Annotated in this window: 28 protein-coding genes; 21 read left to right on the top strand and 7 right to left on the bottom strand. The window is 56.2% G+C overall.

Annotated features, from left to right (window positions below):
- The first annotated feature begins 177 nt into the window (after window positions 1-177).
- The 5 genes from ACPLPM_RS15285 (at window position 178) to ACPLPM_RS15265 (ending at window position 5,629) form a co-directional block, all read left to right on the top strand.
- Window positions 178-1,269 carry a class II glutamine amidotransferase gene (locus ACPLPM_RS15285; protein ID WP_424357633.1) on the top strand — a complete coding sequence of 364 codons (1,092 nt, stop codon included), beginning with the start codon at window positions 178-180 and terminating at the stop codon, window positions 1,267-1,269.
- Window positions 1,266-2,783 carry a glutamate synthase-related protein gene (locus ACPLPM_RS15280; RefSeq protein ID WP_424359997.1) on the top strand — a complete coding sequence of 506 codons (1,518 nt, stop codon included), beginning with the start codon at window positions 1,266-1,268 and terminating at the stop codon, window positions 2,781-2,783. The genes ACPLPM_RS15285 and ACPLPM_RS15280 overlap by 4 nt, the downstream gene beginning before the upstream one ends.
- Window position 2,784: 1 nt before the next feature.
- Window positions 2,785-3,522, top strand: coding sequence for a hypothetical protein (locus ACPLPM_RS15275; protein ID WP_424357632.1), 738 nt, complete (start codon window positions 2,785-2,787; stop codon window positions 3,520-3,522).
- Window positions 3,523-3,864: 342 nt separating this feature from the next.
- A complete protein-coding gene (locus ACPLPM_RS15270; protein ID WP_424357631.1) occupies window positions 3,865-4,830 on the top strand; it encodes an ATP-binding cassette domain-containing protein in 966 nt (321 codons plus the stop codon).
- Window positions 4,823-5,629 (top strand): ABC transporter permease, encoded by an 807-nt coding sequence (locus ACPLPM_RS15265; RefSeq protein WP_424357630.1) that lies wholly within the window; start codon window positions 4,823-4,825, stop codon window positions 5,627-5,629. Before ACPLPM_RS15270 ends, ACPLPM_RS15265 begins: the two co-directional genes overlap by 8 nt.
- 423 nt (window positions 5,630-6,052) lie before the next feature.
- Here ACPLPM_RS15265 and ACPLPM_RS15260 read toward each other — a convergent pair whose 3' ends face one another.
- Window positions 6,053-6,832: a metallophosphoesterase gene (locus tag ACPLPM_RS15260; protein WP_424357629.1), complete on the bottom strand. Its 780-nt coding sequence runs from the start codon at window positions 6,830-6,832 to the stop codon at window positions 6,053-6,055.
- 333 nt (window positions 6,833-7,165) lie between these two features.
- On the opposite strand from ACPLPM_RS15260, the gene ACPLPM_RS15255 reads away from it, so the two are divergent.
- Window positions 7,166-8,416 carry a transglutaminase domain-containing protein gene (locus tag ACPLPM_RS15255; RefSeq protein ID WP_424357628.1) on the top strand — a complete coding sequence of 417 codons (1,251 nt, stop codon included), beginning with the start codon at window positions 7,166-7,168 and terminating at the stop codon, window positions 8,414-8,416.
- A gap of 164 nt (window positions 8,417-8,580) precedes the next feature.
- On the opposite strand, the gene ACPLPM_RS15250 is transcribed toward ACPLPM_RS15255, so the two are convergent.
- Window positions 8,581-9,210, bottom strand: a complete 630-nt coding sequence (locus tag ACPLPM_RS15250; protein WP_424357627.1) for a hypothetical protein — start codon at window positions 9,208-9,210, stop codon at window positions 8,581-8,583.
- A 179-nt stretch (window positions 9,211-9,389) separates the two neighbouring features.
- Here ACPLPM_RS15250 and ACPLPM_RS15245 point away from each other — a divergent pair, with 179 nt between their 5' ends.
- The 3 genes from ACPLPM_RS15245 to ACPLPM_RS15235 all read left to right on the top strand — a co-directional run bounded on the left by ACPLPM_RS15245 (window position 9,390) and on the right by ACPLPM_RS15235 (window position 12,693).
- A complete protein-coding gene (locus ACPLPM_RS15245; protein WP_424357626.1) occupies window positions 9,390-10,550 on the top strand; it encodes a hypothetical protein in 1,161 nt (386 codons plus the stop codon).
- 180 nt (window positions 10,551-10,730) lie between these two features.
- Window positions 10,731-11,747: a nitrogen fixation protein NifH gene (locus tag ACPLPM_RS15240; protein WP_424357625.1), complete on the top strand. Its 1,017-nt coding sequence runs from the start codon at window positions 10,731-10,733 to the stop codon at window positions 11,745-11,747.
- Between the two features lie 97 nt (window positions 11,748-11,844).
- On the top strand, window positions 11,845-12,693 hold the full coding sequence (locus tag ACPLPM_RS15235) for a hypothetical protein (RefSeq protein WP_424357624.1): 849 nt from the start codon (window positions 11,845-11,847) through the stop codon (window positions 12,691-12,693).
- A 40-nt stretch (window positions 12,694-12,733) separates the two neighbouring features.
- On the opposite strand, the gene ACPLPM_RS15230 is transcribed toward ACPLPM_RS15235, so the two are convergent.
- The gene (locus ACPLPM_RS15230) at window positions 12,734-13,729 is read right to left on the bottom strand and encodes a stage II sporulation protein M (protein WP_424357623.1); all 996 of its coding nucleotides are present in this window, start codon (window positions 13,727-13,729) and stop codon (window positions 12,734-12,736) included.
- 139 nt (window positions 13,730-13,868) lie between these two features.
- Here ACPLPM_RS15230 and ACPLPM_RS15225 point away from each other — a divergent pair, with 139 nt between their 5' ends.
- The 3 genes from ACPLPM_RS15225 (at window position 13,869) to ACPLPM_RS15215 (ending at window position 15,495) form a co-directional block, all read left to right on the top strand.
- Window positions 13,869-14,111, top strand: a complete 243-nt coding sequence (locus ACPLPM_RS15225) for a DUF504 domain-containing protein (protein WP_424357622.1) — start codon at window positions 13,869-13,871, stop codon at window positions 14,109-14,111.
- A gap of 8 nt (window positions 14,112-14,119) precedes the next feature.
- Window positions 14,120-14,704 carry a PAS domain-containing protein gene (locus ACPLPM_RS15220; RefSeq protein WP_424357621.1) on the top strand — a complete coding sequence of 195 codons (585 nt, stop codon included), beginning with the start codon at window positions 14,120-14,122 and terminating at the stop codon, window positions 14,702-14,704.
- 119 nt (window positions 14,705-14,823) lie between these two features.
- A complete protein-coding gene (locus tag ACPLPM_RS15215; protein WP_424357620.1) occupies window positions 14,824-15,495 on the top strand; it encodes an MBL fold metallo-hydrolase in 672 nt (223 codons plus the stop codon).
- A 55-nt stretch (window positions 15,496-15,550) separates the two neighbouring features.
- Here ACPLPM_RS15215 and ACPLPM_RS15210 read toward each other — a convergent pair whose 3' ends face one another.
- From ACPLPM_RS15210 to hisD, 3 genes are all read right to left on the bottom strand, one after another.
- A complete protein-coding gene (locus ACPLPM_RS15210; protein WP_424357619.1) occupies window positions 15,551-16,666 on the bottom strand; it encodes a PAS domain-containing sensor histidine kinase in 1,116 nt (371 codons plus the stop codon).
- A gap of 132 nt (window positions 16,667-16,798) precedes the next feature.
- Window positions 16,799-18,103, bottom strand: a complete 1,305-nt coding sequence (gene aspS, locus ACPLPM_RS15205) for an aspartate--tRNA(Asn) ligase (RefSeq protein ID WP_424357618.1) — start codon at window positions 18,101-18,103, stop codon at window positions 16,799-16,801.
- A 10-nt stretch (window positions 18,104-18,113) separates the two neighbouring features.
- Window positions 18,114-19,379 carry a histidinol dehydrogenase gene (gene hisD, locus ACPLPM_RS15200; protein ID WP_424357617.1) on the bottom strand — a complete coding sequence of 422 codons (1,266 nt, stop codon included), beginning with the start codon at window positions 19,377-19,379 and terminating at the stop codon, window positions 18,114-18,116.
- 129 nt (window positions 19,380-19,508) lie between these two features.
- On the opposite strand from hisD, the gene ACPLPM_RS15195 reads away from it, so the two are divergent.
- Window positions 19,509-19,982 carry a GNAT family N-acetyltransferase gene (locus ACPLPM_RS15195; RefSeq protein WP_424357616.1) on the top strand — a complete coding sequence of 158 codons (474 nt, stop codon included), beginning with the start codon at window positions 19,509-19,511 and terminating at the stop codon, window positions 19,980-19,982.
- Here ACPLPM_RS15195 and ACPLPM_RS15190 read toward each other — a convergent pair.
- Window positions 19,924-20,439, bottom strand: coding sequence for a hypothetical protein (locus ACPLPM_RS15190; protein WP_424357615.1), 516 nt, complete (start codon window positions 20,437-20,439; stop codon window positions 19,924-19,926). The two genes, ACPLPM_RS15195 and ACPLPM_RS15190, sit on opposite strands and share 59 nt — an antisense overlap.
- Window positions 20,440-20,633: 194 nt before the next feature.
- On the opposite strand from ACPLPM_RS15190, the gene ACPLPM_RS15185 reads away from it, so the two are divergent.
- The 8 genes from ACPLPM_RS15185 (at window position 20,634) to ACPLPM_RS15150 (ending at window position 25,491) form a co-directional block, all read left to right on the top strand.
- Complete coding sequence (locus ACPLPM_RS15185) at window positions 20,634-20,813, top strand: ribbon-helix-helix domain-containing protein (RefSeq protein WP_424357614.1); 180 nt, start codon at window positions 20,634-20,636, stop codon at window positions 20,811-20,813.
- Between the two features lie 11 nt (window positions 20,814-20,824).
- The gene (queC, locus tag ACPLPM_RS15180; RefSeq protein WP_424357613.1) at window positions 20,825-21,493 is read left to right on the top strand and encodes a 7-cyano-7-deazaguanine synthase QueC; all 669 of its coding nucleotides are present in this window, start codon (window positions 20,825-20,827) and stop codon (window positions 21,491-21,493) included.
- Window positions 21,494-21,495: 2 nt separating this feature from the next.
- On the top strand, window positions 21,496-22,050 hold the full coding sequence (locus ACPLPM_RS15175; RefSeq protein ID WP_424357612.1) for a DUF366 family protein: 555 nt from the start codon (window positions 21,496-21,498) through the stop codon (window positions 22,048-22,050).
- The gene (locus ACPLPM_RS15170; RefSeq protein ID WP_424357611.1) at window positions 22,047-22,784 is read left to right on the top strand and encodes a 7-carboxy-7-deazaguanine synthase QueE; all 738 of its coding nucleotides are present in this window, start codon (window positions 22,047-22,049) and stop codon (window positions 22,782-22,784) included. The genes ACPLPM_RS15175 and ACPLPM_RS15170 overlap by 4 nt, the downstream gene beginning before the upstream one ends.
- Window positions 22,785-23,123: a 6-carboxytetrahydropterin synthase QueD gene (gene queD / locus ACPLPM_RS15165; RefSeq protein WP_424357610.1), complete on the top strand. Its 339-nt coding sequence runs from the start codon at window positions 22,785-22,787 to the stop codon at window positions 23,121-23,123. It begins immediately after the preceding gene.
- A 62-nt stretch (window positions 23,124-23,185) separates the two neighbouring features.
- Window positions 23,186-23,965, top strand: a complete 780-nt coding sequence (locus ACPLPM_RS15160) for a DUF4013 domain-containing protein (RefSeq protein ID WP_424357609.1) — start codon at window positions 23,186-23,188, stop codon at window positions 23,963-23,965.
- 126 nt (window positions 23,966-24,091) lie between these two features.
- Complete coding sequence (phoU, locus tag ACPLPM_RS15155) at window positions 24,092-24,769, top strand: phosphate signaling complex protein PhoU (RefSeq protein ID WP_424357608.1); 678 nt, start codon at window positions 24,092-24,094, stop codon at window positions 24,767-24,769.
- Entirely contained in the window at window positions 24,760-25,491 is a 732-nt protein-coding gene (locus tag ACPLPM_RS15150) for an HAD family hydrolase (protein ID WP_424357607.1), read from the top strand. The genes phoU and ACPLPM_RS15150 overlap by 10 nt, the downstream gene beginning before the upstream one ends.
- Window positions 25,492-25,577 lie beyond the last annotated feature (86 nt).

Genomic DNA, 25,577 nt, shown 5'->3' with positions numbered 1-25,577 from the left:
AAGCGCCAGCTACTTGAAAATGTACCTGATAATTTAGCAACATTTAAATACTCGTAACGGACATAGGGATTCCTACTACCGACGAGTTTTATATACTAGATTGGTGAAGCGAGTTGAGACCCGTATGAAACTGAACCATCATCAGCCAGGCAATCATACACCGGGGGCCAATAACCCATGTTAAAGTGCGAAAGTGATCTCGGACACATACCTTCGGGCTGCGCTATCTCCGGCATCTTCAACAGGAAGGGCAAGCGCATCGACGGCAACAAGATCATCAAGTCCATCGCCCTCATGCACGACCGGTCTAACGGTCTCGGCGGAGGCTTTGCAGCATACGGTATTTACCCTAAGTACAAGGATTACTACGCGTTCCACGTGATGCTCGACGACGAAGAATCCAAAGAGCAGCTGGAGTGCTACCTGGCCCAGCACTTCGTCGTGGAGAAGGACGAGAAGATCCCGACTCGCAAGACTGAAAACATCCACAAGGCTCCGCTGCTCTGGCGGTACTTCGTCCGGGTGGACGATAAGAAGCTGCCCGACGGGGCGGAAGAGGAAGACCACGTCGTCCGGCAGGTCATGCACATCAACTCTAACATCGCAGGCGCTTTCATTTCCTCCAGCGGCAAGAACATGGGCGGCTTCAAAGGCGTAGGCTACCCTGAAGATATCGCTCACTACTACAAGCTCGAAGAATACAACGCCTACCTCTGGACTGCCCACGGCAGGTTCCCGACGAACACTCCGGGCTGGTGGGGCGGAGCTCACCCGATGGCGCTGCTCGACTGGTCGGTCGTGCACAACGGCGAAATTTCCTCGTACGGCATCAACAAGCGCTACCTCGAAATGTTCGGCTACAAGATGGAGCTCATGACCGACACCGAGGTCATCGCATACCTATTCGACTTATTAGTAAGGAGGCACAAGCTGCCGATCAGAGTGGCGACCGCCGCGCTGGCACCGCCGTTCTGGAAGGACATCGACGCCATGCCCGAGGCAGAAAGGCAGGCGTGTACGGCCTTGCGCATGGTCTACGGCGGAGCGCTCATGAACGGCCCGTTCTCCATCATGGTCGGGTTCAGGGGCGGAGTGATCGGCCTCAACGACCGCATCAAGCTCAGGCCCATGATCGCGGCAGAGAAGGACGACTTCCTGTACATGTCCTCGGAAGAGGCCGGCATCAGGATCATCGAGCCCAACCCGGACAAGGTATGGGCACCGAAGGCAGGCACGCCTGTCATCGGTTTACTGGAGGATGAGGTATAATGGCTACCCAGGTACCTCCCGAGTTCACCGTCAACATCAACGACCGGAAATGTGTCCGGTGCAAGCGCTGCGTCAACGAGTGCGGCTTCGAAGCGCTGACCTACAGCAAGGAATACAACGAGATCATAGCGGACGACGCGAAGTGCGTGGCCTGCCACCGCTGCGCCACCATGTGCCCCAAGCATGCCATCCGCATCGAGGACAACACCCTGGCGTACAAGTACAACGCCAACTTCTCGCCCACCCACAGGAAAAACATCCTCAAGCAGGCGGAAACCGGCGGCATCCTGCTCGGGGCCATGGGCTGCGACCTGCCCTACCCCATCTTATGGGACAACATGCTCATCGACGCCTGCCAGGTCACCAACCCGTCTATCGATCCCTTAAGGGAGCCGATGGAGCTGCGGACCTACCTCGGCAGAAAGCCGGACAGGCTGGAGTTCGACGGCGACGGCCACGACATGCTCAAGCTCAAGACTAAGCTGGCACCGAACCTGAAGCTCGACTTCCCGCTGGTGTTCGGCGGCATGTCCTTCGGCGCAGTCAGCTACCCCGTCCACAAGTCGCTCATGATGGCGGCCCAGCGGACCGGCATCCTCATGAACACGGGCGAAGGCGGCCTACACGAGGACTTCTACCAGTACAAGGACAACGTCATCGTCCAGACGGCCTCCGGCCGGTTCGGCGTCCATGCCGATTACCTGAACGCCGGCGCTGCCATCGAGATCAAGATCGGCCAGGGCGCCAAGCCCGGCATCGGCGGGCACCTGCCCGGCGAGAAGGTCAACGAAGTGATCTCGAAGACCAGAATGGTCCCGGTGGGCGCAGACCTGATCTCGCCCGCACCGCACCACGACATCTACTCGATCGAGGACCTCGGGCAGCTCATCTTCGCTCTCAAGGAAGCTTCGAGGTACAGGGTGCCTGTCGGTGTCAAAGTCGCAGCCGTCCACAACATCGCGGCTATCTGTAGCGGTATCGTCCGGGCGGGCGCCGACTTCGTGACCATCGACGGCTTCAGAGGCGGCACCGGAGCTGCGCTGAAGGTCGTCAGAGACAATGTGGGCATACCTATCGAGCTCGCTCTGGCGGCAGTGGACGACCGTCTCCGCCAGGAAGGTATCCGCAACCACGCCTCCATCATCTGCGGCGGCGGCATCAGGCAGAGCGCCGACATGATCAAGGCCATAGCGCTGGGCGCGGACGCAGTGGTCGTCAGCACCTCGGCGTTAGTCGCTCTCGGCTGCAGAGTATGCCAGAAGTGCAACACTAATAAATGCTCGTGGGGCATAGCGACCCAGAACCCGAAGCTGACAGCTCGCCTGGACCCTGAAGAGGGAGCCCAGCGGGTCACCAACTTAGTCACAGCGTGGAGCCACGAGACGCAGGAAGTCCTCGGCGCGCTGGGCGTGAACTCCATCGAGAGCCTGAGGGGCAGCAGAGAACGCCTCCGCGGCCTCGGCCTGGACGAGAAGACGCTTGAAATCCTCGGCATCAAGCCAGCGGGGAGATAACATGGTCAGTATTGACGCCAACGAGATGCACTACAAGGTGCTGAACGAGAAGATTCAGGCTCTGGCATCGCAGGGCGAGAAACACTTAGAGCTGCAGAACGTCTGCGGCCAGAAGTTCATCGGCGACGGCCTCCAGGGCAACGTCAAGATCGACATCTACGGCATCCCTGGCAACGACATGGCCGCCTTCATGGACGGCCCCGAAATCGAAGTCCACTGCAACGGCCAGGACAGCATCGGCAACACCATGAACGCCGGCAAGGTGGTCATCCACGGCCACGCGGGCGACGTGATCGGCTACGCCATGAGGGGCGGCAAGATCTTCATCAGGGACGGCGTCGGCTACCGGGTAGGCATTCATATGAAAGCCTACCAGGACAACGTGCCATACATCGTCATCGGTGGCAACGCCTGCAACTTCTTCGGCGAGTACATGGCCGGCGGTGTCATGGTCCTGCTGGGCTTGAACAACGCTGACGGCAACCCCATCGCAGGCGACTACGTCGGGTCAGGCATGCACGGCGGCGTCATCTACATCAGGGGCGACGTCGAAGACCGCCTCCTTGCCCGGGACGTCAAGAAGGTCGAGCTCGACGCCGAGGACAAGGCCCGGTTAGAGCCGCTGGTCAAAGAGTACTGCCAGCACTTCGGTTGCGACTACAACAAGGTCATGAGCAAGCCGTTCATCAAGCTGGTGCCGAAGTCCGCGAGACCCTACGGCAATATGTACGTGAGCTGAAAGCTCAGCTTTTTCTTTTCTCTTTTCTAACGATTAATGCCGTAGCAACTGCTATCTCCGCTATCCATCGAACGCAGGCGAACGCTGCGCTGTGACGCCAGCACAGCGCAGCGTTCCTCTTGCAGCATCGCAGCGTTCGCCGAAAAACGACTTCTGCCAGCGAACGCTATGTCCAGTGTTTCTTTTCATTGCCACTTAACCGACTAGAAACTTATATATACAGATTGATACTATGTACCTATCGTACATAGGTACATAACGTAATTATATGCATATAGTATAGCAATACCTATTGATTGTCCATATATCAAATTCCATAACACTCATACTGGAGCGACTTACATGAATTCAGAGAAAGACCTCGTGATCTGCACGAGGGGCCTCACCAAATCCTACAATGGCAAGCCAGTTTTACAATCGCTGGACCTCAAGGTGCCGAGGAACTCGATCTTCGGCTTCCTCGGGCCAAACGGCGCCGGCAAGAGCACTACTATCAAGCTGTTGCTCGGGCTGATCAAGCCTACGGCGGGTACAGGCAGTGTATTCGGGCTCGACATCGCCCGGGATAGCGCGGAGATTCGCAGGCGGATCGGCTACCTGCCTCAGAACCCGAGATACTACGAGTATATGACCGCCAGAGAAACGCTCCGGTTCACAGCGGGCTTTTTCTATAAAGGCCCGGCCGATCTGATCGAGCGACGCGTTGATGATACGCTGCGCATGACCGGGCTGGAGGACAAGGCCGATCGCAAGATCAAGGGCTTTTCCGGCGGAGAGCTCCAGCGCCTGGGCATCGCGCAGGCGCAGATAAACAACCCGGACTTGCTCATCCTGGACGAGCCGGCGGCATCCCTGGACCCTATGGGCCGGAGGGACGTGCTGGAGGTGATGCGCGGCCTGAAAAACCGGACGACGATCTTCTACTCTACTCATATCCTGGACGATGTGCAGCGGGTCAGCGATACGGTGGCGATCTTGAACAAAGGTACCCTCATCGCCATGGCACCGATAGAAGAGCTGCTCGATGCCCGGGAGGGAGTAGTGTACAAGCTGGTCATGAAGGGCAACCCTGCAGGTATCCGTTCTACTCTGACCTCTCAGCCGTGGATCTCGTCGGTGACCTCAACAGCAGACAATGGTCACTCTGTGTGGAACCTGACGATCACAGATGAGGCAGCTGCAGAGAGACAACTGTTACGCCTGCTGCTGCGGGATGAAACTATGACTGTCAAAGAGTTCAGCCGGGAAAGATACGATCTGGAAGACGTTTTCATGAAGTTCGTGCAGGAGGAAAAGAGCAATGTCTGAAACAATGCAGCCGGTAACCGGCTCGGGCTGGACCGTCGGGCTGGCCAACATGCTGAAGAAAGAAAACCGCCTCTGGTGGGGTGACAAAAGATGGCTGATCCAGATGATTGTCTGGACCGCCATCATCACCGGCCTTCTGGCCGCCACTCTCTATATCGTGACTCACATGGCGCCGCCTGACGAAACAGAGATTCAGGACATGGGCAGCCTGGCAGTTCTCGGCTCCCAGCTATTCTTCAGCATCGCCGGGTTTGCCATGGTCTTCGGAGTCATCATCCTCACTCACGATGCCATCATCAAAGAGCGAGATTCCGGCACAATCGAATGGCTGCTGTCGAAGCCTCTGTCCAGAAAAGCGTTCGTCATCGCCAAGCTGATCGCCAGCACGATCGGCATGACCTTGATCATGGTACTCCTGCAGGGTGCGCTGTCCTACGCAGTCATCTCCCTCTTCCACGGCAGCACCTTTGCTCTGCTGCCCTTTATCGGGGGCCTGGCGCTGATCTGGTTATCATGTATGTTCTACATGGCACTGCTCCTGCTGCTCGGCACAATTACGACTTCCCGGGGCCTTGTCCTCGGCACGTCCATAGGCTTCTACGTGCTCGGCGGCCTGGTGCCGATGCTCTTCAGCCAGTCGGTCTACCTCACCCCGTGGAAGCTGGGCGACATAGCTACAGGGATATCCATAGGTATGCCGTTAACAATGGAGATGGCTATGCCGATCGTAGCCACGGTCGTCTGGATTGTCATCTTCATCGCCGGCGCTCTCTGGCGTGTAGAAAAGCTGGAAATATAATTCGGAGGGGCAGCTTGCCCCTTTTTAGGTAGGGTCATTCTAGAAATTTTAAGTAAAAACTCTGTACCTGGATGTTCGCCTTTTGAACGCCTGAATTCGCAGGCGTTCTGGAAGGCGATTCGTACACGAACGCTGCGCTGTGCCAGGATCACAGATTACGACAGATGACACAGATTGCACAGATACGGCTCGATATGAATAGATTAGATTGATCCGGTAGTTATCTGTGCAATCTGTGTCATCTGTAATAATCTGTGATCTGGCACAGCGCAGCGATCGTGTTGCTGTCTCAGGGAGCCCGTGCAATCAGGAGGTCACAGCGTAGCGTTCGTGTACCTTTACGGGTCGTACTTCTCACGAATTGATCGGACACTCGTATAAAAGTTACAGTGATTACTAACTTCGTGATCTCCGCGTCGCCAGTTACACGATCTTTCCGCCGTCGAAGACCCGGACTTTGGCCTGCCCGTCCTCGATCGTGATAAAGGTGTTCTGGTGCCGGGCCTTGTTGAACTCGTTGAACCAGGAGCCGGTGTTGGCGACCATACCGTCGTCGCTCACGAAGGGCTCGTGAGTGTGGCCGAAGACCAGCTTTTCCCCGGGGTGCATACCGAGGAGCATGTACTTGCCCTTTGCCATGGCCAGCTCCCTGATCCGGTTGACCTCTTCCTTGACGTGGGGCCCGCCTTTGATCACCTTCATCTTCCACCACGAGCCTTTTCGGTTCTCGAACCAGTTCCACAGGTTGCTGGCGTACTCGCCCAGCACGTCCTCCGAGAAGCACATGCGGTCGCAGAAGGCCTCGTAGTTCTCGATGCTCAGGGGCTCGAGGTTCGCCATCACTTCCAGCTCGTAGCCGTGGATAAAATAGAACCTGCTGTCGCCGTCGGTCAGCCGCAGCGACTTGGATACCGGGAAGTGGAAGTAGTCGTTTGAATACCGCCTGCTAAGCCTCAGGATATAATAGTCGTGGTTGCCCACCACGTAGTGGACGTTCTTCGCCTTCAGGTGGCCGATTTTCTCCAGCACGTCAGAGTTCTCGACCACGACCTGGGCGTTGTTTCTCCGCCAGAAATCTAGGATGTCGCCAAGGAAAATGATGTGGTCGATGTCCGGCGTGTCACACATGTCCAGAAACTGCATGAACTCTTGCTTGTTGCTGTACTGGCACCCTAAGTGCACATCCGAGACTACGACGATCAATGACCTTCCCCCACTATAGCTGCTGATAGCAGTATTAATGATCTCACGTACCATCAAATTTTTGGAAAGCGTACGCTGCGCTGTGCTCTGACACGAAGGGCACGAAGGACACCGAGGACACAAAGGTCAGGCAAGGTCACGAAGTACGTGCCCTTTGACACGACCCCTTTGTGTCCTTAAAAGCCTTCGTGTCCTCCGTGCCCTTCGTGTCCTCAGTGTTGAAGCACAGCGCAGCGTACGCTGTAATCTGAAATGGAGACATTAAGATCTGCCGGGCACAGCAACAGTAAAATAGAGAGACCGAGATATAACAACCGATTACGGGGATAGACATTGTTCGAGCCAAGAGTGTTTAAGAAGAACGGCCTTGAAGCCTTCCGGCTGGTGGGCAGCGACGGCAGCGAGTTCTTCTACGAGGGCGTCATCGACTGCAACGAGAACGAGATATACCGGGACGACCAGGGCCGGCTTTACTACCCTGTCGTAACGGAGATGGGTGGGGCTGTCAAGTACTACGTCGAGCTCGCGATGGACTTTCCCCCTATCCCCAGCGATCCCGGCGATATGGAGAAAGAGATCTCCCGGCTGGTCAATGTTTCTCCACGGGGTGGCAGGCAGCTGCCTGAGGACGTGTTTGTCCCGCAGGCTGAAGAAGCAGCTCCTGTAGAAGCGCCGGCTACTGAAGAGCCTGCAGCTCAGGCTTTACCTGAACCGGAGCCCGTCAAAGAGCCTGCAGCTCCCGAGGTTGTTGTCAAGCCGACAGAGCCGACCAATGCCCAGGAGCCGCTCCAGGAAGCCGAACCTCCTGCACGTAAGCCTAAAAAGTCCCGATCAATGGCAGTTCCCATTGCTATCGGGCTTATCGTGGTAGTACTCATCGCAGCAGTAGTCGGCGTCTATGTCCTGAAGCCGGGGGCCTTCCAGGGCCTTGCTTCTCTTTATGGTCACCCCGCGCCGACGCCGACTCCGGAGCCCACGCCCCTTCCCACTGATGTGCCCGTCGTTACCGCAACTCCCGAGCCGACACCGAACCCGACTCCCGAGCCTCAAAATATTACGACAGAGACGCTGCTCCAGATCCAGCCCCTCATCGATGTCGGAAACGGATCGATGGCCGGGTTTACCGCAGAACACGTAGCGGCGAACTCGGCAGGGAACCCGATCAGGCAGGCATACGACCTTTACACGTTTGTCAACGGCCGGTGGAACGATACTGGGGACGAATCCACCGAAGGCTTGCCGGCAAGCGCTCTCACCGGGACTCTCCAGGGTAATTCGAGGGACTACAGCGTGCTCATGTGCGCGCTGACCAATGAGACCGGCGTCGAATCCCGGGTCATCGCATACTATAAAGACGATCAGCTTTACTACTATCCGGAAATTCTCGTGGCCAACAATTCCAGTGGCTATGCTTCGGCAAAGGCCGATCTCAAGGCCTGGTTCGGAGTCACCCAGCCCTTCGGCCACAACGACGATGCGGGGTACTGGATATCGATGAGCAGAGGCACTGCTCCCGGCACCAGGGTGGAAGCTTCCGAAGAATTCGCGGTGTACTTTTCGGGCGCGCCGGTTAAGATCAAGTAATTTTTTTTAGATTGCAGGGCACGCTGTCCCGATGATGTCTGCCACAGGCAGCAGGACGACGAATCGGGCACTTTTGGGCAGGTCGCAGGTCCCGGCGGAGATCTAAAAATCAGCAAGCTCCGGCCCTTATTGTGCCGGAGCCGCACGTAACTGAAAGTCGTCAATTACTCCGTCTGGAGGATGGCATCGATCGACGATCTTACCGCCTCGTTCGTAGCATCGTAAGAGTCGTACGAATAGGCGTAGATAAACAGGTTGCTGTACCGTGATGCCGTCGCGTAGCCCGTCTTACCGTTCGGCAGCCTGGCCGAATAACAAGCGGACTCATCGCCCAGCGCGGGGGTTTCTGCCGACACGATCTCTCCCACTGCTGCGACCGTTTGCTTACCGATGGTGCACACGCCCGACAGCTGTCCCGGGCTGCCGGACTTACCGACGAAGCCCTTGATCTTATCGCCGCTGGCGCTGCGGTAGACGAACTCTTTCGCTTCGTAGATGCCCGATAGCTGGGCACCCGTCGGAATTAAGTCCTCATAACCCTCAATGCTAATCCCTTCTTCCCTCGAATTGGAGATGAACTTTTTCACGCAGTCATCCTGAGACCTGAACGTCGTGGATTCGACGAGGTCATACGTAGTTCCTCCCACTGTCAGCTGCGAAGGAAATTCAATATCCTCTATCGATTTCTGGTACTTACTCGTAAACCCGTCGACACCGCAGCAACAGCAGCAACCGCTGATGCTGGTCACGATAACGAGGATTGCCGCTATCATAATAATGCTATATGCCTTCATATAATCCCCCTGTAATTTATTGAGTATCTGGCTTATGGATTATAAACGTTGCCCGGACAGGTTCCAGTGCCATGTCACTGGGTATATTCCCTTCTTTTCATAAAAATTACGCCATATAATAGCTTTAACCTGAAATCGATCACCGCTATGATCTAACTGGCAAACAAAGGGGTGGGATTTTGAATAAAGGTACTTTCAATAGTCGAATAGCCTTCTTGAGCACTGCGCTTATTCTGCTGATCATCTGCTCGACCCAGTTCTCCGGCATGGCCAGCGGTCAGGTGTATCCCCAGCAATATGGGGGAACAGGGAACTACGGCGATTTTTATGGCGGTAGCTATCAGCAGCAGCCTGCAGGAGCCTCATCAGGCTCTCCGGTAATCCAGGGGCTTGAAGGGCTGAGAGGCTTCGGGTCCGGCCACAGCCAGCTAAGCCTGGCAGTCATACCGCTATCCCAGCAGGATGGCAAGCTGATGTTTCAAGTAATCGGATTCGCGGTTTCCATTCCAGAGACCGGTGAAGCGGTCGTGTACTCTATGAGGACGCCGATGTCCGGTATCATCGACCCTTCGCAGAACACCATGCAGATCGATATCGCTAACCTGGCCACATCCGTCAATAATGCCGGCTACACGGACAGCTCCCAGATCTATGATATGATGAGGACTGATCCTCAGGTTGTCATCATAGACCTCGATTTGACCAGCCCGGCCAGGCAGGACTCACAGACTGTCTTCTCCGTCAACAGCTTAGACCTTGTTCCGCCTGATGGCAAGATGCAGGCCTTCTCGATGAAACAGCCAACGCAGCTCATCATCGACACGCAGAATAATATCGTCGCCATGGTGGCTTTCCCCGAGATGGTCAACACTTTCAACAGCTACTACGGAGCGACGTTTGCCCAGGTTGAGCCAGTAGTATACGCGCAGCCAGTGCCGATCGTGGCACCTGTGTTTGTACCGTACGTCAGGCCTATACCTTTCTACACGACGGGCTACGTACCCTTCAACCCGTTCTACTACGGGACCGGCTACCGGCCGTTCTTCGAGCGCAACCGCTACACGGACATCGACATCTACACGAACAGGAATCACTACCCGATCCAGGAGTCCAGGTACGACTTCGCAGACAGGGCCCGCAATGATCTGGTAGCGGGCCAGCGTCGGGGCGAGTTCACACCTAACCGAAACGTGGGTAATACCATCAGTGGGGGCATCGGGGGATATCGCGGCGGTGTCAAGCCAGCATTCTCGACGGGCAAAGTAGGCGGAGCCAGACCTGGTGGCATAAAAGCTGGCGGAGCCAGAGCAGGAGGCATGGGCGGCGGCCGGCGGAGGTAACCTGAGGCTTTAATGATTAGTACATTGAACTAGTGATGTAGTTATGGCTGGAGCAGGGCATTCCGCCCTGCCCACTTTTACCTTATTTTCGTAAGTACTCTAAGGCCCGGCACCGGATATTTCAAGACCTGGCAGGGCTAATAATCTTATATCAATAATTGTCCCGGGGGTCAAGGCGATATGGTCGACTGGAAATGTGTTTTAAAGGGAGACGCTACGGCATGGCTGCTGGAGAACGACAATCCTTCTGTACGTTACTTTGCCCTGCGTGACCTGCTGGCGTTGCCCGAGTGCGACCCGGAAGTAAAGAACGCGAAGGAGCAGATCATGAGGGCCGGACTTGTGCCGGCAATCCTCGCAGAGCAGCGCCCGGAAGGCGCATGGGAAGAGCCCGGGCGCTTTTACACGGCGAAGTATAAAGGTACGGTATGGCAGCTCATAATCCTCGCCGAACTCGGGGCGGATGGCAAAGATGAACGGGTGAAAAAAGCCTGCGAGTACATACTAAGCCATTCTCAGGACCTGGAAAGCGGGGGCTTTTCTCAGTCTACCGCAGTAAAGACCGGCGGAGGGCGACACGGAGAGGTTATCCCCTGCCTGACGGGAAATATGGTATGGAGCTTAATACGCTTCGGCTACCTCGATGATCCCCGCCTACAGCAGGGCATAGCGTGGCTGACCACCTACCAGCGCTTCGACGACGGCGAAGGTGAAGCACCATCTGGCTGGCCTTACGACAAGTACGAGATGTGCTGGGGAAAGCACACCTGTCACATGGGTGTGGTTAAAGCGCTGAAAGCGCTGGCGGAAATTCCGGAAGAGCAGCGATCGGCTGAAGTGAAAGAGACGATCGAAAAAGGGGCAGAATTCCTGCTGATCCACCACGTCCATAAAAGAAGCCATAACCTGCGAAAGCTGGCAAAGCCCGGCTGGCAGCAGTTCGGCTTTCCGCTCATGTACCAGACCGACGTACTGGAAATCCTGGGGATACTGACAAAGCTCGGCTACAGGGACGAGCGGATGAATGAAGCCATCGATCTGCTGGTTTCGAAACAGGATGAAAACGGCAGGTGGAAGCTCGAGAACACCTTCAACGGCAAGTTCCAGGTCGACATCGAGCGGAATGCCGAGCCAAGTAAGTGGATAACTTTGAATGCGCTGAGGGTGCTGAAAAGGTACTGCAACAGTAGTAAATAATACCTATTTTTACTCATTTTTGCCCGTCATCCGGATAGGATGCACTGATGTACGGCGATCAAAAGTTATATTACCGTTCGTAAAAATTCTTAGCTCTATGAGTCCGGATGGTAAATCTCAACAGAACCCGACCATAGCTTACCTGCTAACGGGTGCTCTCGCAATAGTGGCACTGGCCGCATGCGCGGCAAGCTTCCTACATCCCGAGCTCTTTGCCGGAGACAACCTCGCCTTAACCGGCTGTGCCCGGGGCACGGCTCTGGTCATCATGCTGGTGGCCGTTCCTGCGATGCTAATCTCTATGTACCTCTCGGCCAGGGGTTCGCTCAGGGCGCAGATGATCTGGGCCGGCTCTGTCCTGTACATCCTCTACAATTCGTTCTACTTCGCTTTCAGCGCCAGCTTTAATCGCCTGTTCCTGATCTACGTCCTCATGCTGTCGCTGGCACTGTGGTCGTTTGTGGCAATCCTGGGCCAGATGAGTGTAGGTGCGATCGCCAGGGCTTTCAACCTGAAAAAGCCCCTTCGCATTGCCGCTATCCTCTTTCTGTTGCTGCCGATTCTCATCTTTATCCCGCTTGACGTCATCCCGCACATCGAGGGGATGATGACCGGTGTCCGGCCGATTGGCATAGCGAATACTCAGCTGCCGACTAACCACATCAGCGTCATCGACCTGGCTTTCTGGACCCCTCTCTTCGCCCTGGCCGCCGTCTGGCTATGGCAGCGCAAGGAGTGGGGATATGCCCTGGCCGGCACGATGCTGACATTCTACACCATAGAGCTCTTCGGCATCGGCATCGACCAGTACTTCGGGGGCATGGCCGACCCGACTTCTCCGCTTGCAGACGCTTCGGCGATGCCCATGTTTGTCATCCTGTCGCTGGTCTGGCTAGCCTCCCTGGTGCTGTACCTGCGGAACCTGCGCCAGAAGAAGTCAGCATAATCGCCTGAAAAAAGAGGGGGCGTTATCGCCCCGATTAATTTTATACTTGATACCGCAGCTGCGCGTGAATTCTCGTCATCGCGTTCCCGTCGTTCTTCACGACAAACCAGTACGTATCGTCGTGGGTGGGAGTAAAGTCAAAGATTACGCTGACCGTGTCATTCGCGGCGACGTACGCGCTCCAGTTGGAGCCGCCCGCGTCGAAAGCAGTATAGTTATCCTGGTCCATGACCATCACGTCGATCGGACTGCCCTCTGAGTTGAACTGCGCTCTCGCCGGCTTCCCGGCAGTCAGGTTAAAGGTAGTCCACGTGGTGCTATTGCTCTCTATGTTCTGCCACCAGTTGGAGTAGCTGGAATTAGCCCCGAACCCAGCGCCGGATAGTTCGCCTGATGAGGCGCCGCCGGCAACACCCGCCACTGCAATTACTTCGATGGCCTCGTATGTCGCGGCCACGGCAAGCACCAGCGCTACTACCAGCAGCAGCTTTCCGTTGTCGATAATCGCCTGCTTGTACGCCTGCAGCCTGGAGTCGGTGCCGAACGCCTTCGGCTGCAGCAGCGCGATCAAGCCTCTGGTACAGGCAAACATGGCTATGATGTACGCCTCGCCTTCCAGCACCAGAGTCAGGTAGTGAGGTGCCAGAGTACTCAGCGGCAGCACGCCCGGAACGGGCACGACCAGCATGACGCCCCAGATCAGGGCCCTGAACGTGCAAAACAGCAGCGCCCAGAACGGCAGGATGAGCGAGGGTAAGACTATCATGAGCAGAGTGCCGGGAATGAAGTTTACCAGGAACGTCGCGATGGCTGCCATGACCACATTGCCGCTGGTATATGCGTCCCCGATACTCGCATATACTCCACCGGATCCGTAAGTCTGGCCGGTGGCCGCTATCATCGACATCTGGAGGTCGGGATACACGAGAGCTATGACGGCCCCGAGGAGGATCGCGCCAAAGTAGATGGCGTTGATGATCAGAAACAGTTTCCAGTCTTTGCGAAAGATCGCCTTGATGTCTTCGAGGAGGCGCATAGCAGAGTGATCAATATTTCAAATATTTAAGTTTTACATGACAGCAGAACCCCAGAAAATTTCCGGGGCTTCCGGGACTAAAGTATAGCATCTGCCCTTTCACCATAACTTATAGATCATGCATGTAACCCCGCGAGACGTGCTGAACAGGCTCAAATGGAAGGCCGGCGAAAGCCTCTCAGATGCTACCATCTACTATGTTAGCCGGGGCAGCCCCAGGGACTCGGCTACGGTGAGCGGTGACGAGATCAAGGAAATAGGAGCCTTCGGTCTGGAGCTAGAGTCCGGCTCTGTTATCCCATACCACCGTGTATATCGAATCGACTACCGTGACGCTACAATCTTTGACCAGCTGTGGTACAGGCATGCTCTGAGGCACTAAAAAATGTAATGTCCGGACTTGTCGGTGACTGTATGACTAGGAGCCCTTCGGATAAAGATTGTCAAGATTGCCATGGACGAAGTAAGCCCAAAGCCTGCATAAAAGTAAACATTGCCCGACTGCATGAGTGTCTCGAGTTTTTCGAGCTTATCCTCGACACTGTGCGGCAGCCTTTTGCTGTCCTGAAGACCGATGGCGCCATCACTTCGATGAACGAGGCATTCAGCGATCTGACAGGCTATTCCAGAGAAGAGCTGGCGGTAATGTCCCTGATCAGTCGCCTCGTTGCTCCCGAGCTCAGGGATACGTGCAATATGGCGCTCTCGGGGCTGATCGAAACCGGGGGGAGCACGTTGTTTAAATCGAAACTTGCCAGGAAAGATGGGTCCCGAGTACCTGTAGAACTTACAGTAAGCCTCCTCTGCGACGAAGCCGGCAACCCTGCCTTTTACACTCTCTTTTGCACCGATGTCGCAGAACGAGAGAAGTGTGAAGCAGCACTGCAGGAAAGTGTAGTAGAGCTGGACCGGGTGCCGGGCGATTACCGGGAGGGTGCCCGGTTCGTGATAATGCTGCCTGCGATAGAAAAATAACCGGGTCCTAACCGGTTAGTCTGGAAATCGCTTCGGCATTCCCTAAGTCGAATTCTTAATAAACCGCAGTACCTTGCTCACGGAATAACTTTTTATAACATCTCCCGGTAGTTTTTACTATGGCTTCCACAATCCTCTCCACCGGTAATAGTTTCACTAACTCATATATTCTTAAAGGGGACCGGGCAGCAGCTATCATCGATGCAGGCTTGCCGGGCTACGAGAAAAAGATATTTGCCGCGCTGGATGCCAATGGCATCGCAAGGGACCAGGTAAAGCTCCTCATTCTCACTCACGGCCACGGCGACCACTACGGCAGCCTGAAGGCGCTGAAGGCTGCTTTCCACGCTCCTGTCATGGCCGGCTGGCCCGATGCCAGCTATGTCGAGAAGGGCGAGAGTGCACCGGTGGTGCCCGTCAATCTGACCGGACGGATGATCAAGCTGTTCACCGGGGCAAAGGCGAGCCCCTGCAAGGTCGATGTGGTAGTGAAAGAAGACATGAACCTCAGCGCTTATGGTATAGACGCCAGAGTCCTCACCATGCCGGGCCACACGATGGGATCACTTGCCGTGCTCGCGTCGGACGGGGGCTGCGCGGTAGGCGACAACCTCGCGGCGCTGGTATTAAAAAACAGCCCGGGGATGCCGCCCTTTGCCGAGTCGCCGGATATGATCGGGGCAGGGCTGAAAAAGGTGCTGGACAACGGGGCCACGGATATCTGCCCCGGCCACGGGAACAGGTGGGAAGCATCGACGGTCAGAAAGAAGTTCGCTACTATTATCGCCTGATGATGGCTGCTTATCGCCCGATATGTACGGGTAATATATGTCGGGCAGAGCCGGGTTATCCTGGTGGCCACTCTACGGCAGGCAGCAGGACTACGAACTTTACACCATGCGAATAATCGCCTGACACCCGATCCTGGACCCTGACCATGCCCCCGAAGTCTTCGACAATGGTCCTCACCAGGTAAAGCCCCATACCGTGGCCGCTGGTTTTCTGGTATTCGCTCTTGAAGCGCTGGAATAACTCTTTTTTCTGGTCGTCCGGTATGCCGGGCCCGTCATCGGCCACCGCCGCCTCGTAATATTTCCTGCCATGTTCCCACGCGGAGTCGACTGAAATCCAGACAGTTACCGGACCTCGTGAGTGCTTAACCGAATTGCCGATCAGGTTTGTAAAAACTTCCTTCAGCAGCGGGTTCGCCCTGACGATACAACCCTGCGGCCTGGCATAGTTAACCGAGGTACGCTTACCGGGGTCCTGAGGATAATCCCTTATCGCTTCAGCTATGATTTCACCCAGGTCGACGTCCTCGAGCCGGCGCTGCTCTGTCTTCAGCCGCCTCAGAGTCTTGACGTTGTTGATGAGGTCCGTGCAGCGGTACAGGCTGCCCAGCGATTTGTTCAAACGGCCGAGTATCTGGTCTTTGTCAGGCATCTGCTCTGGAAGCTCGCTGATGGCGACCTCCAGGAACCCTATGGCGACCTGGTTGAGGTTGTTGATGTCGTGGGCCATGAGGTCAAGGTACATGTCAGATTGTGCCTTTTCCTTTTTTAGGGCTTCCTCGTTCTCCTTTTCCTGCGATACGTCCAGCGCCACGGTCACAGTGCCGGTGTAGTTCCCCTCCCGGTCGAGGATGGGCGACGCGGCCACCGCCACCCAGATGAGGCCGGAATCCTTTCTCTTCAGCCGGGCCCTGTACGTCTCTTTCACGCCCAGGTGCCTGCGCTCCAGCGCTTTTTTTACAATCTCCCGGTCCTGTTCAGCCACGATATTGTAAACGCTGCAGCAGAGCAGCTCTTCCCCGGAGTAGCCGAGCATCGATCGGAGCTTCTTATTCGCGAAGACGAACTGATCGTTCCGGTCGAGGATCCAGATGCCCTCCTCGGCAAGGTCTACTACAAGGTGGTAAGTATCGACACCGCATATCTGACATTTCTCACTGAACTCTGGCATTAAGAGACACCACTGGCAGGCCGGTATTCAAGTATAGTCTGGCCAGTATTTGATTTGATGCCGCGCAAATGTGAAAAGTAGATGCTACGCAGGCGGGGTGCTTGCATTAGAAAAAGAAAGGTGAAAAAGGGATCAGGGAGTAATCCTGACCCTGTCTCTCGGGAACAGGACTGCTTCCCTGACGTTGTTCAGGTTGAGCATGGTCTGGAGCAGCCTCTCTGCTCCCAGGCCCCAGCCTGCGTGAGGGGGCATGCCGTACCTGAAGGAGTCCAGGTAGAACTTGAAGCTGTCCGGGTTCAGTTCCCGGTCCTCCAGATTCTTGGTCAGCTTATCGACCCTGTGCTCACGCTGGGCGCCCGACGACAGTTCCATCCTCGGGTGCATGAGGTCGAAGGCCTTGCAGACCTCGGGCCTCTCGTCGTAGGCCTGGGAGTAGAAAGCCCTGATGTTGGTCGGCCAGTCCACGATGAAGTAGTGCTCGCCGACGGTCTCGCCGATCACGTGCTCTGCTGCGGTGTCCAGGTCGTCGCCTAATTCTAAGTGGGCACATTCGGGGCTGGTCTTCGCGATGGCGATGGCCTCGGTGTACGGCACCCGCCTGAAGGGCGTCTTCGGCACCTGCAGGTCGATGTTGAGGACCTTGAGCTGGCTGGCGCAGTTCTCTTTTACATGATTATACACGTAGGCGATAGTGTTCTCCAGCAGGATCATGGCGTCCTCGTGCGTGGCAAACGAGAGTTCCACATCTATGGACGTGGCTTCGTTCAGGTGCTTCCTGGTCGCGTGCTCCTCAGCCCTGAAGATGGGGCCGATCTCGTAGACCCGGTCCATGCCGGAGGCCATCATCATCTGCTTGTACAGCTGCGGGCTCTGGTTCAGGAAAGCCTCCCGGTCGAAGTAGGAGATCGGGAATAAGGCAGTGCCGCCCTCGGTGGCGGTGGCCACGATCTTCGGCGTCGCTATCTCCAGGCAGCCGTTGGCAGACAGGAAATCCCTCACCGCCTTGATCATGTGGGCCCTGATGGTGAACACGGCCGTGACTTCCGGGCTGCGGATGTCCATGAACCTGGCGTCGAGCCTGGTGTCCAGCTCGGCCGGCACTTTGCCCGTGGGGTCCAGGGGCAGCGGGGCGTCGGCGATCGACAGCACCTCGATCTCGGTCGGGATGAGCTCGTAGCCGTGCGGGGCCTTGGCCTCAGCCTTGACCGTGCCACCTATGGAGACTACTGATTCCCTGCTCAAGCTCTTGACTGTGTCGACGATCTCTTTGGGCACCTTTTTCTTGGGCATGGTGACCTGTACCAGGCCAGCCCTGTCCCTTAAAATCAGGAAAGCCAGTCCACCGAAGTCCCTGATCTCGTGAACCCACCCGCTCACGATGACGGCATTGCCGTTCATCTCCGGCGTGATATCCTTAGAGTAATGTGTCCTCTTCATGCGATAACCTCTAACTAAACCTCTTCATGACTGATTTTGCGTGAGCGTCAAAGCCCTCTATGTTCGCGAGGGCGACGATTGTGTCCCGGATGCTGTCCAGGCCTTCCTTCTCGATGTACTGAACGCTGGTAGTCTTGAGGAACTGCATCACGTTCATGCCCGAGAAGGTCTTCGCGTACCCGCCGGTCGGCAGCACGTGGTTGGCGCCGCTGGCGTAGTCTCCGGCGGCGACCGGGGCGTATTCCCCGACGTAGACCGTGCCGGCGTTCCTGACCTCGTTCAGCACGGGCATCGGGTTCGCAACCATAATCTCGACGTGCTCCGGGGCGATCTCGTTGCAGGCGGCTGTCGCCGCGTCAAGATCCTCAGTGACGTAGATGACGTAGCCGGCTTTCTCGATGATCTGCTTCCGCAGGGCGGTCGCAGTCTGCAGCTTGATCTCCGAGTCCACGGCTTTTGCCAGCGCCTCCGACGGCGTAATCAGGACGGCCAGGGAGTTCACGTCGTGCTCCATCTGGGCGATCATGTCAGACGCAATTAACACCGGGTTGCCAGTTTCGTCTGCGATGACCACAATCTCGCTCGGGCCGGCAGGCATGTCGATCTCGGCGGCTCCCCGCACGTACATCTTCGCCGCCGTCACGTACGCGTTGCCCGGGCCAACGATCTTGTCCACCTTGCGGACGCTCTCGGTACCGAAAGCCATCGAGGCAATTGCCTGGACGCCTCCGATGCGGTAGATCTCGTCGGCACCCGCCATAGTAATCGCCGTGATCGTCAGCGGGTGAACCGTGCCATCCTTCCTTGGCGGGGTGCACGCTACCACTTCAGGCACACCGGCGACCTTGGCCGGGATGATGAGCATGAGGGCCGACGACGGGTAGGAGCCGGTGCCGCCGGGTACGTAGGCTCCGGCACTGGATAGCGCGGTATACTTCTGCCCGAGGCGGATGCCCGGGTTTACCTCTGTGAGCCACATGTCCGACTGGGGCATCTGCAGCGAGTGGAACGTCTCGATGTTGTCGAGGGCATGCTGGAGGTGCTCCAGCGTCTCGTAGTCTATGAGTTCGAAGGCGTTGTCGATCTCTCCTTCGGTCAGCGCGAAGGCTTCGAGGTCCACGCCGTCGAACTGCTTCGTGTACTTCCTGACCGCGGCGTCGCCGTTGACCTTGACGTCGTCGACGATCTTCTTCGCCGAGTCCATGGCCGACTCGATGCTGGTCCTGCGCTTGAAGACCTCCTCTAGCGAGTCCAGGCTGGATAGCTTCTTTATCATCGGATTCCCTCAGTAAGACGTGTCTACGATTGTGTGACCATTATAGATGCTTGAGGTTCATTAAACTTTGCGTTCACCGGAAACTATTTTCTAATGGAACCGCTATGCTTGATTACATCAAGTGATTTTATGCAGCAGAATACCAGGACCACTTCCGTCATGATCCGCGAAGCGGGCCTGAAAGACCTATCGGAAATGCAGCGCCTGGAGCGCGTGTGTTTCGACGTAGAGGCGTTTTCCAAGTTTCAGCTCAGGTACCTGGTGACGACGCCGACCGGGATATCTCTGGCCGCAGAGATCGACGGCAAGTTCGCGGGCTTCATCATCGGCATCATCAACCGCAACCGGTACGGCACTTATGGCCGGATTTACACCCTGGACGTGGACACGAGCTTCCGTGGCAAAGGCACAGGCACGGAGCTGACCCGGGCTCTGATAGATCGGTTCAAGACAGCCGGCTGCGAGAAGTGCTTTTTAGAGGTCCGGGAAGACAACGACAATGCTATCGCTCTTTATCATAAGCTCGGCTTTGAGAACAAGCACATTATTCCCCACTATTATGCCGAGGGAGTCCACGCAATAAAGATGCGGAAAGATTTGTGATGGGCGCAATGCGCCCCCTGAGTGCTAAGGAAAGCGCAAGCAGGTTGCCGATCGCGAGAACGATAGAAAGCACATATGTGAAGTCCCCTGTAGAGGCATAAAGATTCGATATGTCAGTGCCTGGGGCATAATTTAACGCATATATCATAGTTCTCAGCGCAAAAAAAGCTGGTATTATCTCTTTTCCTGCTATTGCCATGATCATGGCTGATAAGGTGGTAGCGCACAGGCCTGCAAGTCCGACCATTACAACTCCGGGCCCGGCAATCGGCGAATGCTCTATGCAGGCGTCCAGGCCGGCAGGATTAACGTAAATCTGAAAGACTTCGCCTCCAAGCGCTTTAACTATTACTGCGTGAGCGGTCTCGTGAATCAGCCCATAGCAGAAGTTGGCGGCTAGCAGCACTGCAGCTAAAGTAAGCAGGGCTATAGCTATCGAGCCCACCTTGTACCCCATGCTTATTCCCAGAGCCCAGGAGCATAAAGCCTTTCTCCTGACACCCTGGTCCAGGCCGTCTCCTACTCTGCAAACGCTGTGAAACCGTGCATGAATACGCGCTTATCCTTTTTATGTTCGGAACGCTAATCTAGCTCCTGACGAAGACTATAAATAATACTGTACTATTATTGGAGTAGTACCCGGGTAATATCATGCCTAAGATTTCCGTAGACATCCCGCAGGAGCTTTTAGACGATCTGATGGCTCACGTGGGCGAGGACAAGAAGTACGTCAGCCAGTCCGACGCCATCAGGGCTGCCGTCAGGCGGCTGTTGGATGCACTGGACGAGATCGACGAGCGGCGAGGCCGCACGAAGGGGGCTAAGAACTGAAGTCTATCGCTTTGTTATCCAGCGGCCTGGATTCGGTCGTGGCGTTCAAGAAAGAGCACGACGAGCACGGTGTCGCACTCGCCATCACTTTCGACTACGGCCAGCGGGCAGCTTCGAAGGAGATCGAGATGGCGAGGAAAATCTGTGCCAGATATCACATCAGGCACGAAGTGATCGAGCTACCGTGGCTGAAACAAATAACCGGGACTGCGCTGGTCAGCAGACAGGCCGAAGTGCCCGAGCCCACAGAGGCAGAGCTGGACGAGATCAAGGGCAGGGCGCTGGAGACGGCTCACCTGGTCTGGGTTCCTAACCGGAACGGGGCTTTCATCAACATCGCCGCAGCGTATGGCGATGCCATGGGCTTGAGCCGCATCGTCTGCGGCTTCAACGCGGAAGAGGGTGCTACCTTCCCGGACAACACCCCGGCTTACGTGGACGCGGTCAACAAGAGCCTGGCTCTCTCCTGCGAGAAAAAAGTGCAGGTGGTGGCACCCGTGATCGATCTCAATAAGGAGGAGATCATCAGGGAAGGCATCAGGATTGAAGCTCCGCTGGATTTAAGCTGGAGTTGTTATTTCGCAGGGCAGCAGCCCTGCGGCAAATGCGAGAGTTGTATGAGGCGGGCCAGGGCCTTCAAGCGGGCCGGAGTGCCCGATCCTTCTCTGGGAGGCGTTTAACCATGAAGTGTATTATAGCCGATCGGCCGATAGAGTACGACGGCAGCCAGATCAGCTCGCTGTGGGCTTACACAGTGTACAAAGTGCAGGAAGACAGCGTCGTGTGCTTCAGGGGCCCGTGCGACGTGACCCCCGGCCACATGATCGATTTAGAGGACAAGCTGAACGAGGAGAAGATCTCCTCTCCGGACATGATCCATTTCATCGTAGAGCACTTCGACTCCACCTCCGTCGCCCTCGCGTATACCCGCCAGCGGCTGCTGTCCTGCATCGCAGGAGAAGCGCTGCGGGACCGGAAAGTGTTCGCGACCCGGTCGGGCGACGACCTGTACTTTGGCGGCGAAAAGGCCTCTATCTCCATAGCCTCGGCCAGCGCGGTCAGCATGAAGATCCACTTCGGCATCAATGTCCGATGCGACGAGTGGGGCAGCCTGGAAAAGGCCGGAGTATACGATCCCGACGAGCTGATGGCGGAGATCGGCAGCCGGTATGCCGCAGAGCACGACGACATCCAGCGGGACATGCGCAAGTCCCGCCCGCTGGGGGCGTTCTCGTGAAGGCGCCGGTGAGGGAGATCTTCGTCAGCGTGCAGGGTGAGGGGCCATATGTAGGCTACCGCCAGACGTTTGTCAGGTTCCCGAAGTGTAATCTGGAATGCCTGTACTGCGACACGGCCAAAGACTGGGACAGCACGAAAAAGTGCCTGGTCGAGAAGACCCCGGGCTCGGGAGACTTCGCCGAAGAAGAAAACCCTATGACTCCGAGCCGCCTGCTGAACATCGCAGAGCGGGATCCGAAGATCCACTCGATCTCGCTGACTGGCGGAGAGCCTCTCCTTTATGGCAGCTTCATCAAGGAGCTGAAAGGAGCGAAGCATCCCCTGTACCTCGAGACGAACATGACCCTTCCCGAAGGCGCAAAGGACGTCAAGGACGTGGTGAAGATCGTGTCGGGCGACTTCAAGCTGAAAGCCCATTGTGATTTTAAAGACCAGTACGAGAAGTATTTCAACGCTACTGCCCGGTCCTTCAGCATTCTGAGGCGGACCAGCTTCCGGGACTGCTACTGCAAGATCATCGTGACTCCGGACCTGGATAAGGAGGACCTGATGCACGCGCTGGACCAGATCAAGGGCACCATATCAGCGCTGGTGCTGCAGCCGGTAACCCCGGTCGGCCCGGTCGGCCAGGTGTCGCCGAAATTTGTGTTAGAGCTGCAAAAGGCAGCCATGGACGAAGTAGAAGATGTTAGAGTGATTCCACAGACCCACAGAATGTGGGGGTGTTTATAGATGAGACTAGGTGTTATTGAATATATCGACAGCGCGCATTACCTGCCAGGGCACACTACCTGCGGGTGTATGCACGGGCACACTTACAAGGTTGAGCTGATCATCAGTGGAGAAAAGAAAGAGACAGGCATGGTCATGGACTTCTACGACATGAAGACCATCCTGCGGAAGGTCCTGAGCGAGTACGACCACCGGTGCCTGAACGAGATCGTGGAGTTCCCCAGCGTGGAGAACATCTGCGAGTCCGCGTACAATAAGCTGAAAGACCAGATTCCTTACCCCTTCGTCCTCAGGATGTGGGAGGGCAAGGGCAAGTGGTGCGAGATGGGGGACCTGTGAGACAAAGTCTCACAGTGCTTTTTAAACTATCTTTTTATACCAGCAAGTGCAACTAATGTCCAATGGCCATCTTTGCGACCCCTCTCGAAGTCACGCTCAAGTACAGCTTATCCAACCCTCTCTCGCTGTTCATCGGCGGCCTCTTCTTCATACCGCCCCTGGTGGCGTATTTCCTCCTGATCATCGCCGCAGAGCTGTTCGAGGGCAGCGAATACCTGTTTCTCGCCATGTTCGGGCTCCTGTTCGTGCTTATCCTGGTCTGCGTGGCGCTGCCCGGGGGCTACATCATCCTGTGCCTGAGAGACAGGCGTACTGGTAGCCTGCGGATGCCCGGTTTCTTCAGCGAGCCCGTGAAACTGCTGTCCGATGCTTTCGCCTTCCTCGTGATGGCCATAGTGTACATGATCTGCTTTGCCCTGATGTTCGCCCTTCTCTTCATACCCATAATATTTCTGCCTTCAAGCCCGACGGGCTTGGGTTTCGTGGCCTTTATCGCCTTCATGTTCCTGTTCGTCGCCATCTTCGCTATAGCGGTCAACGTCCTGTTCTTCACCTTCTTCATTTCCCTGACCCTCTACGCTGCCGAGGGTAGCCTGATCAGCGCGCTCAATCCCCTGCGGGTGGTCAAAGTGCTGGTTTCTAACCCTCTCGCTTTCCTGGTCACTCTGGTACTGGTCTACGGTATCGGCTCGCTGCTCCAGATCCTGGCCATCTTCATCATCACGATGCCATGGGTGCTCTTTTTCATCCTCCTGATCGATGCGCTCATCGTGGCCGATGTGTACCTGGCCACAGAGAAAAAGGCTGGCGAGTCAGGCGTGGGACAGCAGCCAACTCTCTAATTCTTTTAACCGGCGAATCTTTTCCACTCCGGGGGCCGGTTTTTACCTGAAATTACCGAGGTGGACTTTTATCTCCGCAGCTTAACTCTCCTGTGTCGGCCTCAGCCGACGGTGCCAATGCAGCAAATGGTAGACGTAAAATCGATAGTAGCCGATACTCTGAAGATGACAGGCCTGGCAGATCAGTCCATCGAGGACTCCGTCCGCTCGCTGGCAGACCACGATGTTGACCTGGCGGACAGGGTGATCAACCGGGATGCCGAGATAGACCGGCTGAAGCTCGATATCGACCGTAAGTGCATCGACGCCCTTGCCGGGAAACTGGAAGGCAAAGCCCTGCGGGTTGTCCTGGGCACATACCGGCTGATCGTGGACCTGGAACGGATCGGGGACTACTCAGTAGCTGTCTCCCGGGTCACGATAGCCGTGGCCAACAAGCCAGTCTCGGGCTCCTCGCTGGAGATACTGAGAATGGCCGAGATCGCCCGTCGCATGCTGAAGAAAGCCATGGACTTGTACGCTGGCAAAAGCACCGGAGACCTCGGGACCGTCTACGAAAACGACCTTGGGATCGACAGGCTCTACGGAAACGTGTTTTACAATAGCCTGGGAGAGATCGTCCACGAGCCGGAGCGATCGACCAACATCATCTACCTGATCATGGCAGCGAGGGCGCTTGAAAGGATCGGTGATCACATCACCGACATTGCCGGGCGGGTGGAGTACATCGAGACCGGCCGGCTGGAGGAGCGCAGCGTTCCAATGCACGTGCCCTATGGGGAGAGGGATGCCAGGTGGGAATAAAGGCCGTCGTCTCCGACATCTATACCACGCTCATAGACATCAAGACTAAAGAGGACGACATGGCCATCTATGAGCGGCTCGCCTCGTACCTCAAGTACCAGGGTATCTACCTGTCTGCCGATGAGCTCCGGTGGTTCTTCTACGAGAAGAAAGAGCTGCAGAAGAAGTACAATAAAGAGCAGCACTCTGAGCACGACTACCGGCGCATCTGGTACGAGATACTATACGAAAACCAGTACGCCTACACCGGCCCCGACATCAACAGCAGCACCATCGTCAGCGACATCATCAAGCTCCAGCGGTCTTTATCGACAAGGAAAGTCAAGCTCTACAGCGGCGTTTTCCCGACGCTAAGCGAGCTGAGAAACCGGTATACGCTGGGCATAGTTTCCGACGCCCAGCAGGACCACGCGTACCCGGAGCTGAAAATGCTGGGTGTATACGGCTTTTTCCAGGCGGTCATCGTATCCGCCGAGTTCGGGTACCGCAAGCCTGATGTACGGCTCTTTGCCGAGTGCCTGCGCAGGCTCGGAGTAAAACCCTCGGAGGCCATCTACCTCGGCAACGACACGCACAGGGACATCAAAGGGGCGAACGACGCCGGCATGAAAAGCGTCCTGGTCATGACCGAGTACGGGAACAAGGATATCTCCGTGGCTAAACCTGACTACGTCATCCACAACTTCGGCGAGCTGTTCGGTATACTTGAAGAGCTGAAGTAAAGCGTGGAGACTCTTTTTCTCACTGCACCGCTTCAGGCAGGCAGCACCTGCTCATTTTACTGATCACAGGTATATAGGGCCAGCGC

The sequence above is a fragment of the Methanocella sp. MCL-LM genome (genome assembly GCF_049676595.1).
In the GTDB taxonomy this organism is placed as follows: Archaea; Halobacteriota; Methanocellia; order Methanocellales; family Methanocellaceae; genus Methanocella_A.
The sequence above is the reverse complement of the archived record's forward strand: the minus strand, read 5'-3'. Positions and strand labels throughout refer to the sequence as shown.

Bases quoted from the DNA above. Each gene is read 5' to 3' on its own strand.
- ACPLPM_RS15270 (WP_424357631.1), top strand. From the start codon at position 3,865: ATGAATTCAGAGAAAGACCTCGTGATCTGCACGAGGGGCCTCACCAAA.
- ACPLPM_RS15210 (WP_424357619.1), bottom strand. From the start codon at position 16,666: ATGCCAGAGTTCAGTGAGAAATGTCAGATATGCGGTGTCGATACTTAC.
- hisD (WP_424357617.1), bottom strand. From the start codon at position 19,379: ATGATAAAGAAGCTATCCAGCCTGGACTCGCTAGAGGAGGTCTTCAAG.
- ACPLPM_RS15285 (WP_424357633.1), top strand. From the start codon at position 178: ATGTTAAAGTGCGAAAGTGATCTCGGACACATACCTTCGGGCTGCGCT.
- ACPLPM_RS15215 (WP_424357620.1), top strand. From the start codon at position 14,824: ATGGCTTCCACAATCCTCTCCACCGGTAATAGTTTCACTAACTCATAT.
- ACPLPM_RS15250 (WP_424357627.1), bottom strand. From the start codon at position 9,210: ATGAAGGCATATAGCATTATTATGATAGCGGCAATCCTCGTTATCGTG.
- ACPLPM_RS15230 (WP_424357623.1), bottom strand. From the start codon at position 13,729: ATGCGCCTCCTCGAAGACATCAAGGCGATCTTTCGCAAAGACTGGAAA.
- ACPLPM_RS15235 (WP_424357624.1), top strand. From the start codon at position 11,845: ATGAGTCCGGATGGTAAATCTCAACAGAACCCGACCATAGCTTACCTG.
- ACPLPM_RS15160 (WP_424357609.1), top strand. From the start codon at position 23,186: ATGGCCATCTTTGCGACCCCTCTCGAAGTCACGCTCAAGTACAGCTTA.
- aspS (WP_424357618.1), bottom strand. From the start codon at position 18,103: ATGAAGAGGACACATTACTCTAAGGATATCACGCCGGAGATGAACGGC.
- ACPLPM_RS15220 (WP_424357621.1), top strand. From the start codon at position 14,120: ATGTCCGGACTTGTCGGTGACTGTATGACTAGGAGCCCTTCGGATAAA.
- queD (WP_424357610.1), top strand. From the start codon at position 22,785: ATGAGACTAGGTGTTATTGAATATATCGACAGCGCGCATTACCTGCCA.
- ACPLPM_RS15190 (WP_424357615.1), bottom strand. From the start codon at position 20,439: ATGGGGTACAAGGTGGGCTCGATAGCTATAGCCCTGCTTACTTTAGCT.
- ACPLPM_RS15265 (WP_424357630.1), top strand. From the start codon at position 4,823: ATGTCTGAAACAATGCAGCCGGTAACCGGCTCGGGCTGGACCGTCGGG.
- ACPLPM_RS15275 (WP_424357632.1), top strand. From the start codon at position 2,785: ATGGTCAGTATTGACGCCAACGAGATGCACTACAAGGTGCTGAACGAG.
- ACPLPM_RS15195 (WP_424357616.1), top strand. From the start codon at position 19,509: ATGCAGCAGAATACCAGGACCACTTCCGTCATGATCCGCGAAGCGGGC.
- phoU (WP_424357608.1), top strand. From the start codon at position 24,092: ATGGTAGACGTAAAATCGATAGTAGCCGATACTCTGAAGATGACAGGC.
- ACPLPM_RS15175 (WP_424357612.1), top strand. From the start codon at position 21,496: ATGAAGTGTATTATAGCCGATCGGCCGATAGAGTACGACGGCAGCCAG.
- ACPLPM_RS15240 (WP_424357625.1), top strand. From the start codon at position 10,731: ATGGTCGACTGGAAATGTGTTTTAAAGGGAGACGCTACGGCATGGCTG.
- ACPLPM_RS15185 (WP_424357614.1), top strand. From the start codon at position 20,634: ATGCCTAAGATTTCCGTAGACATCCCGCAGGAGCTTTTAGACGATCTG.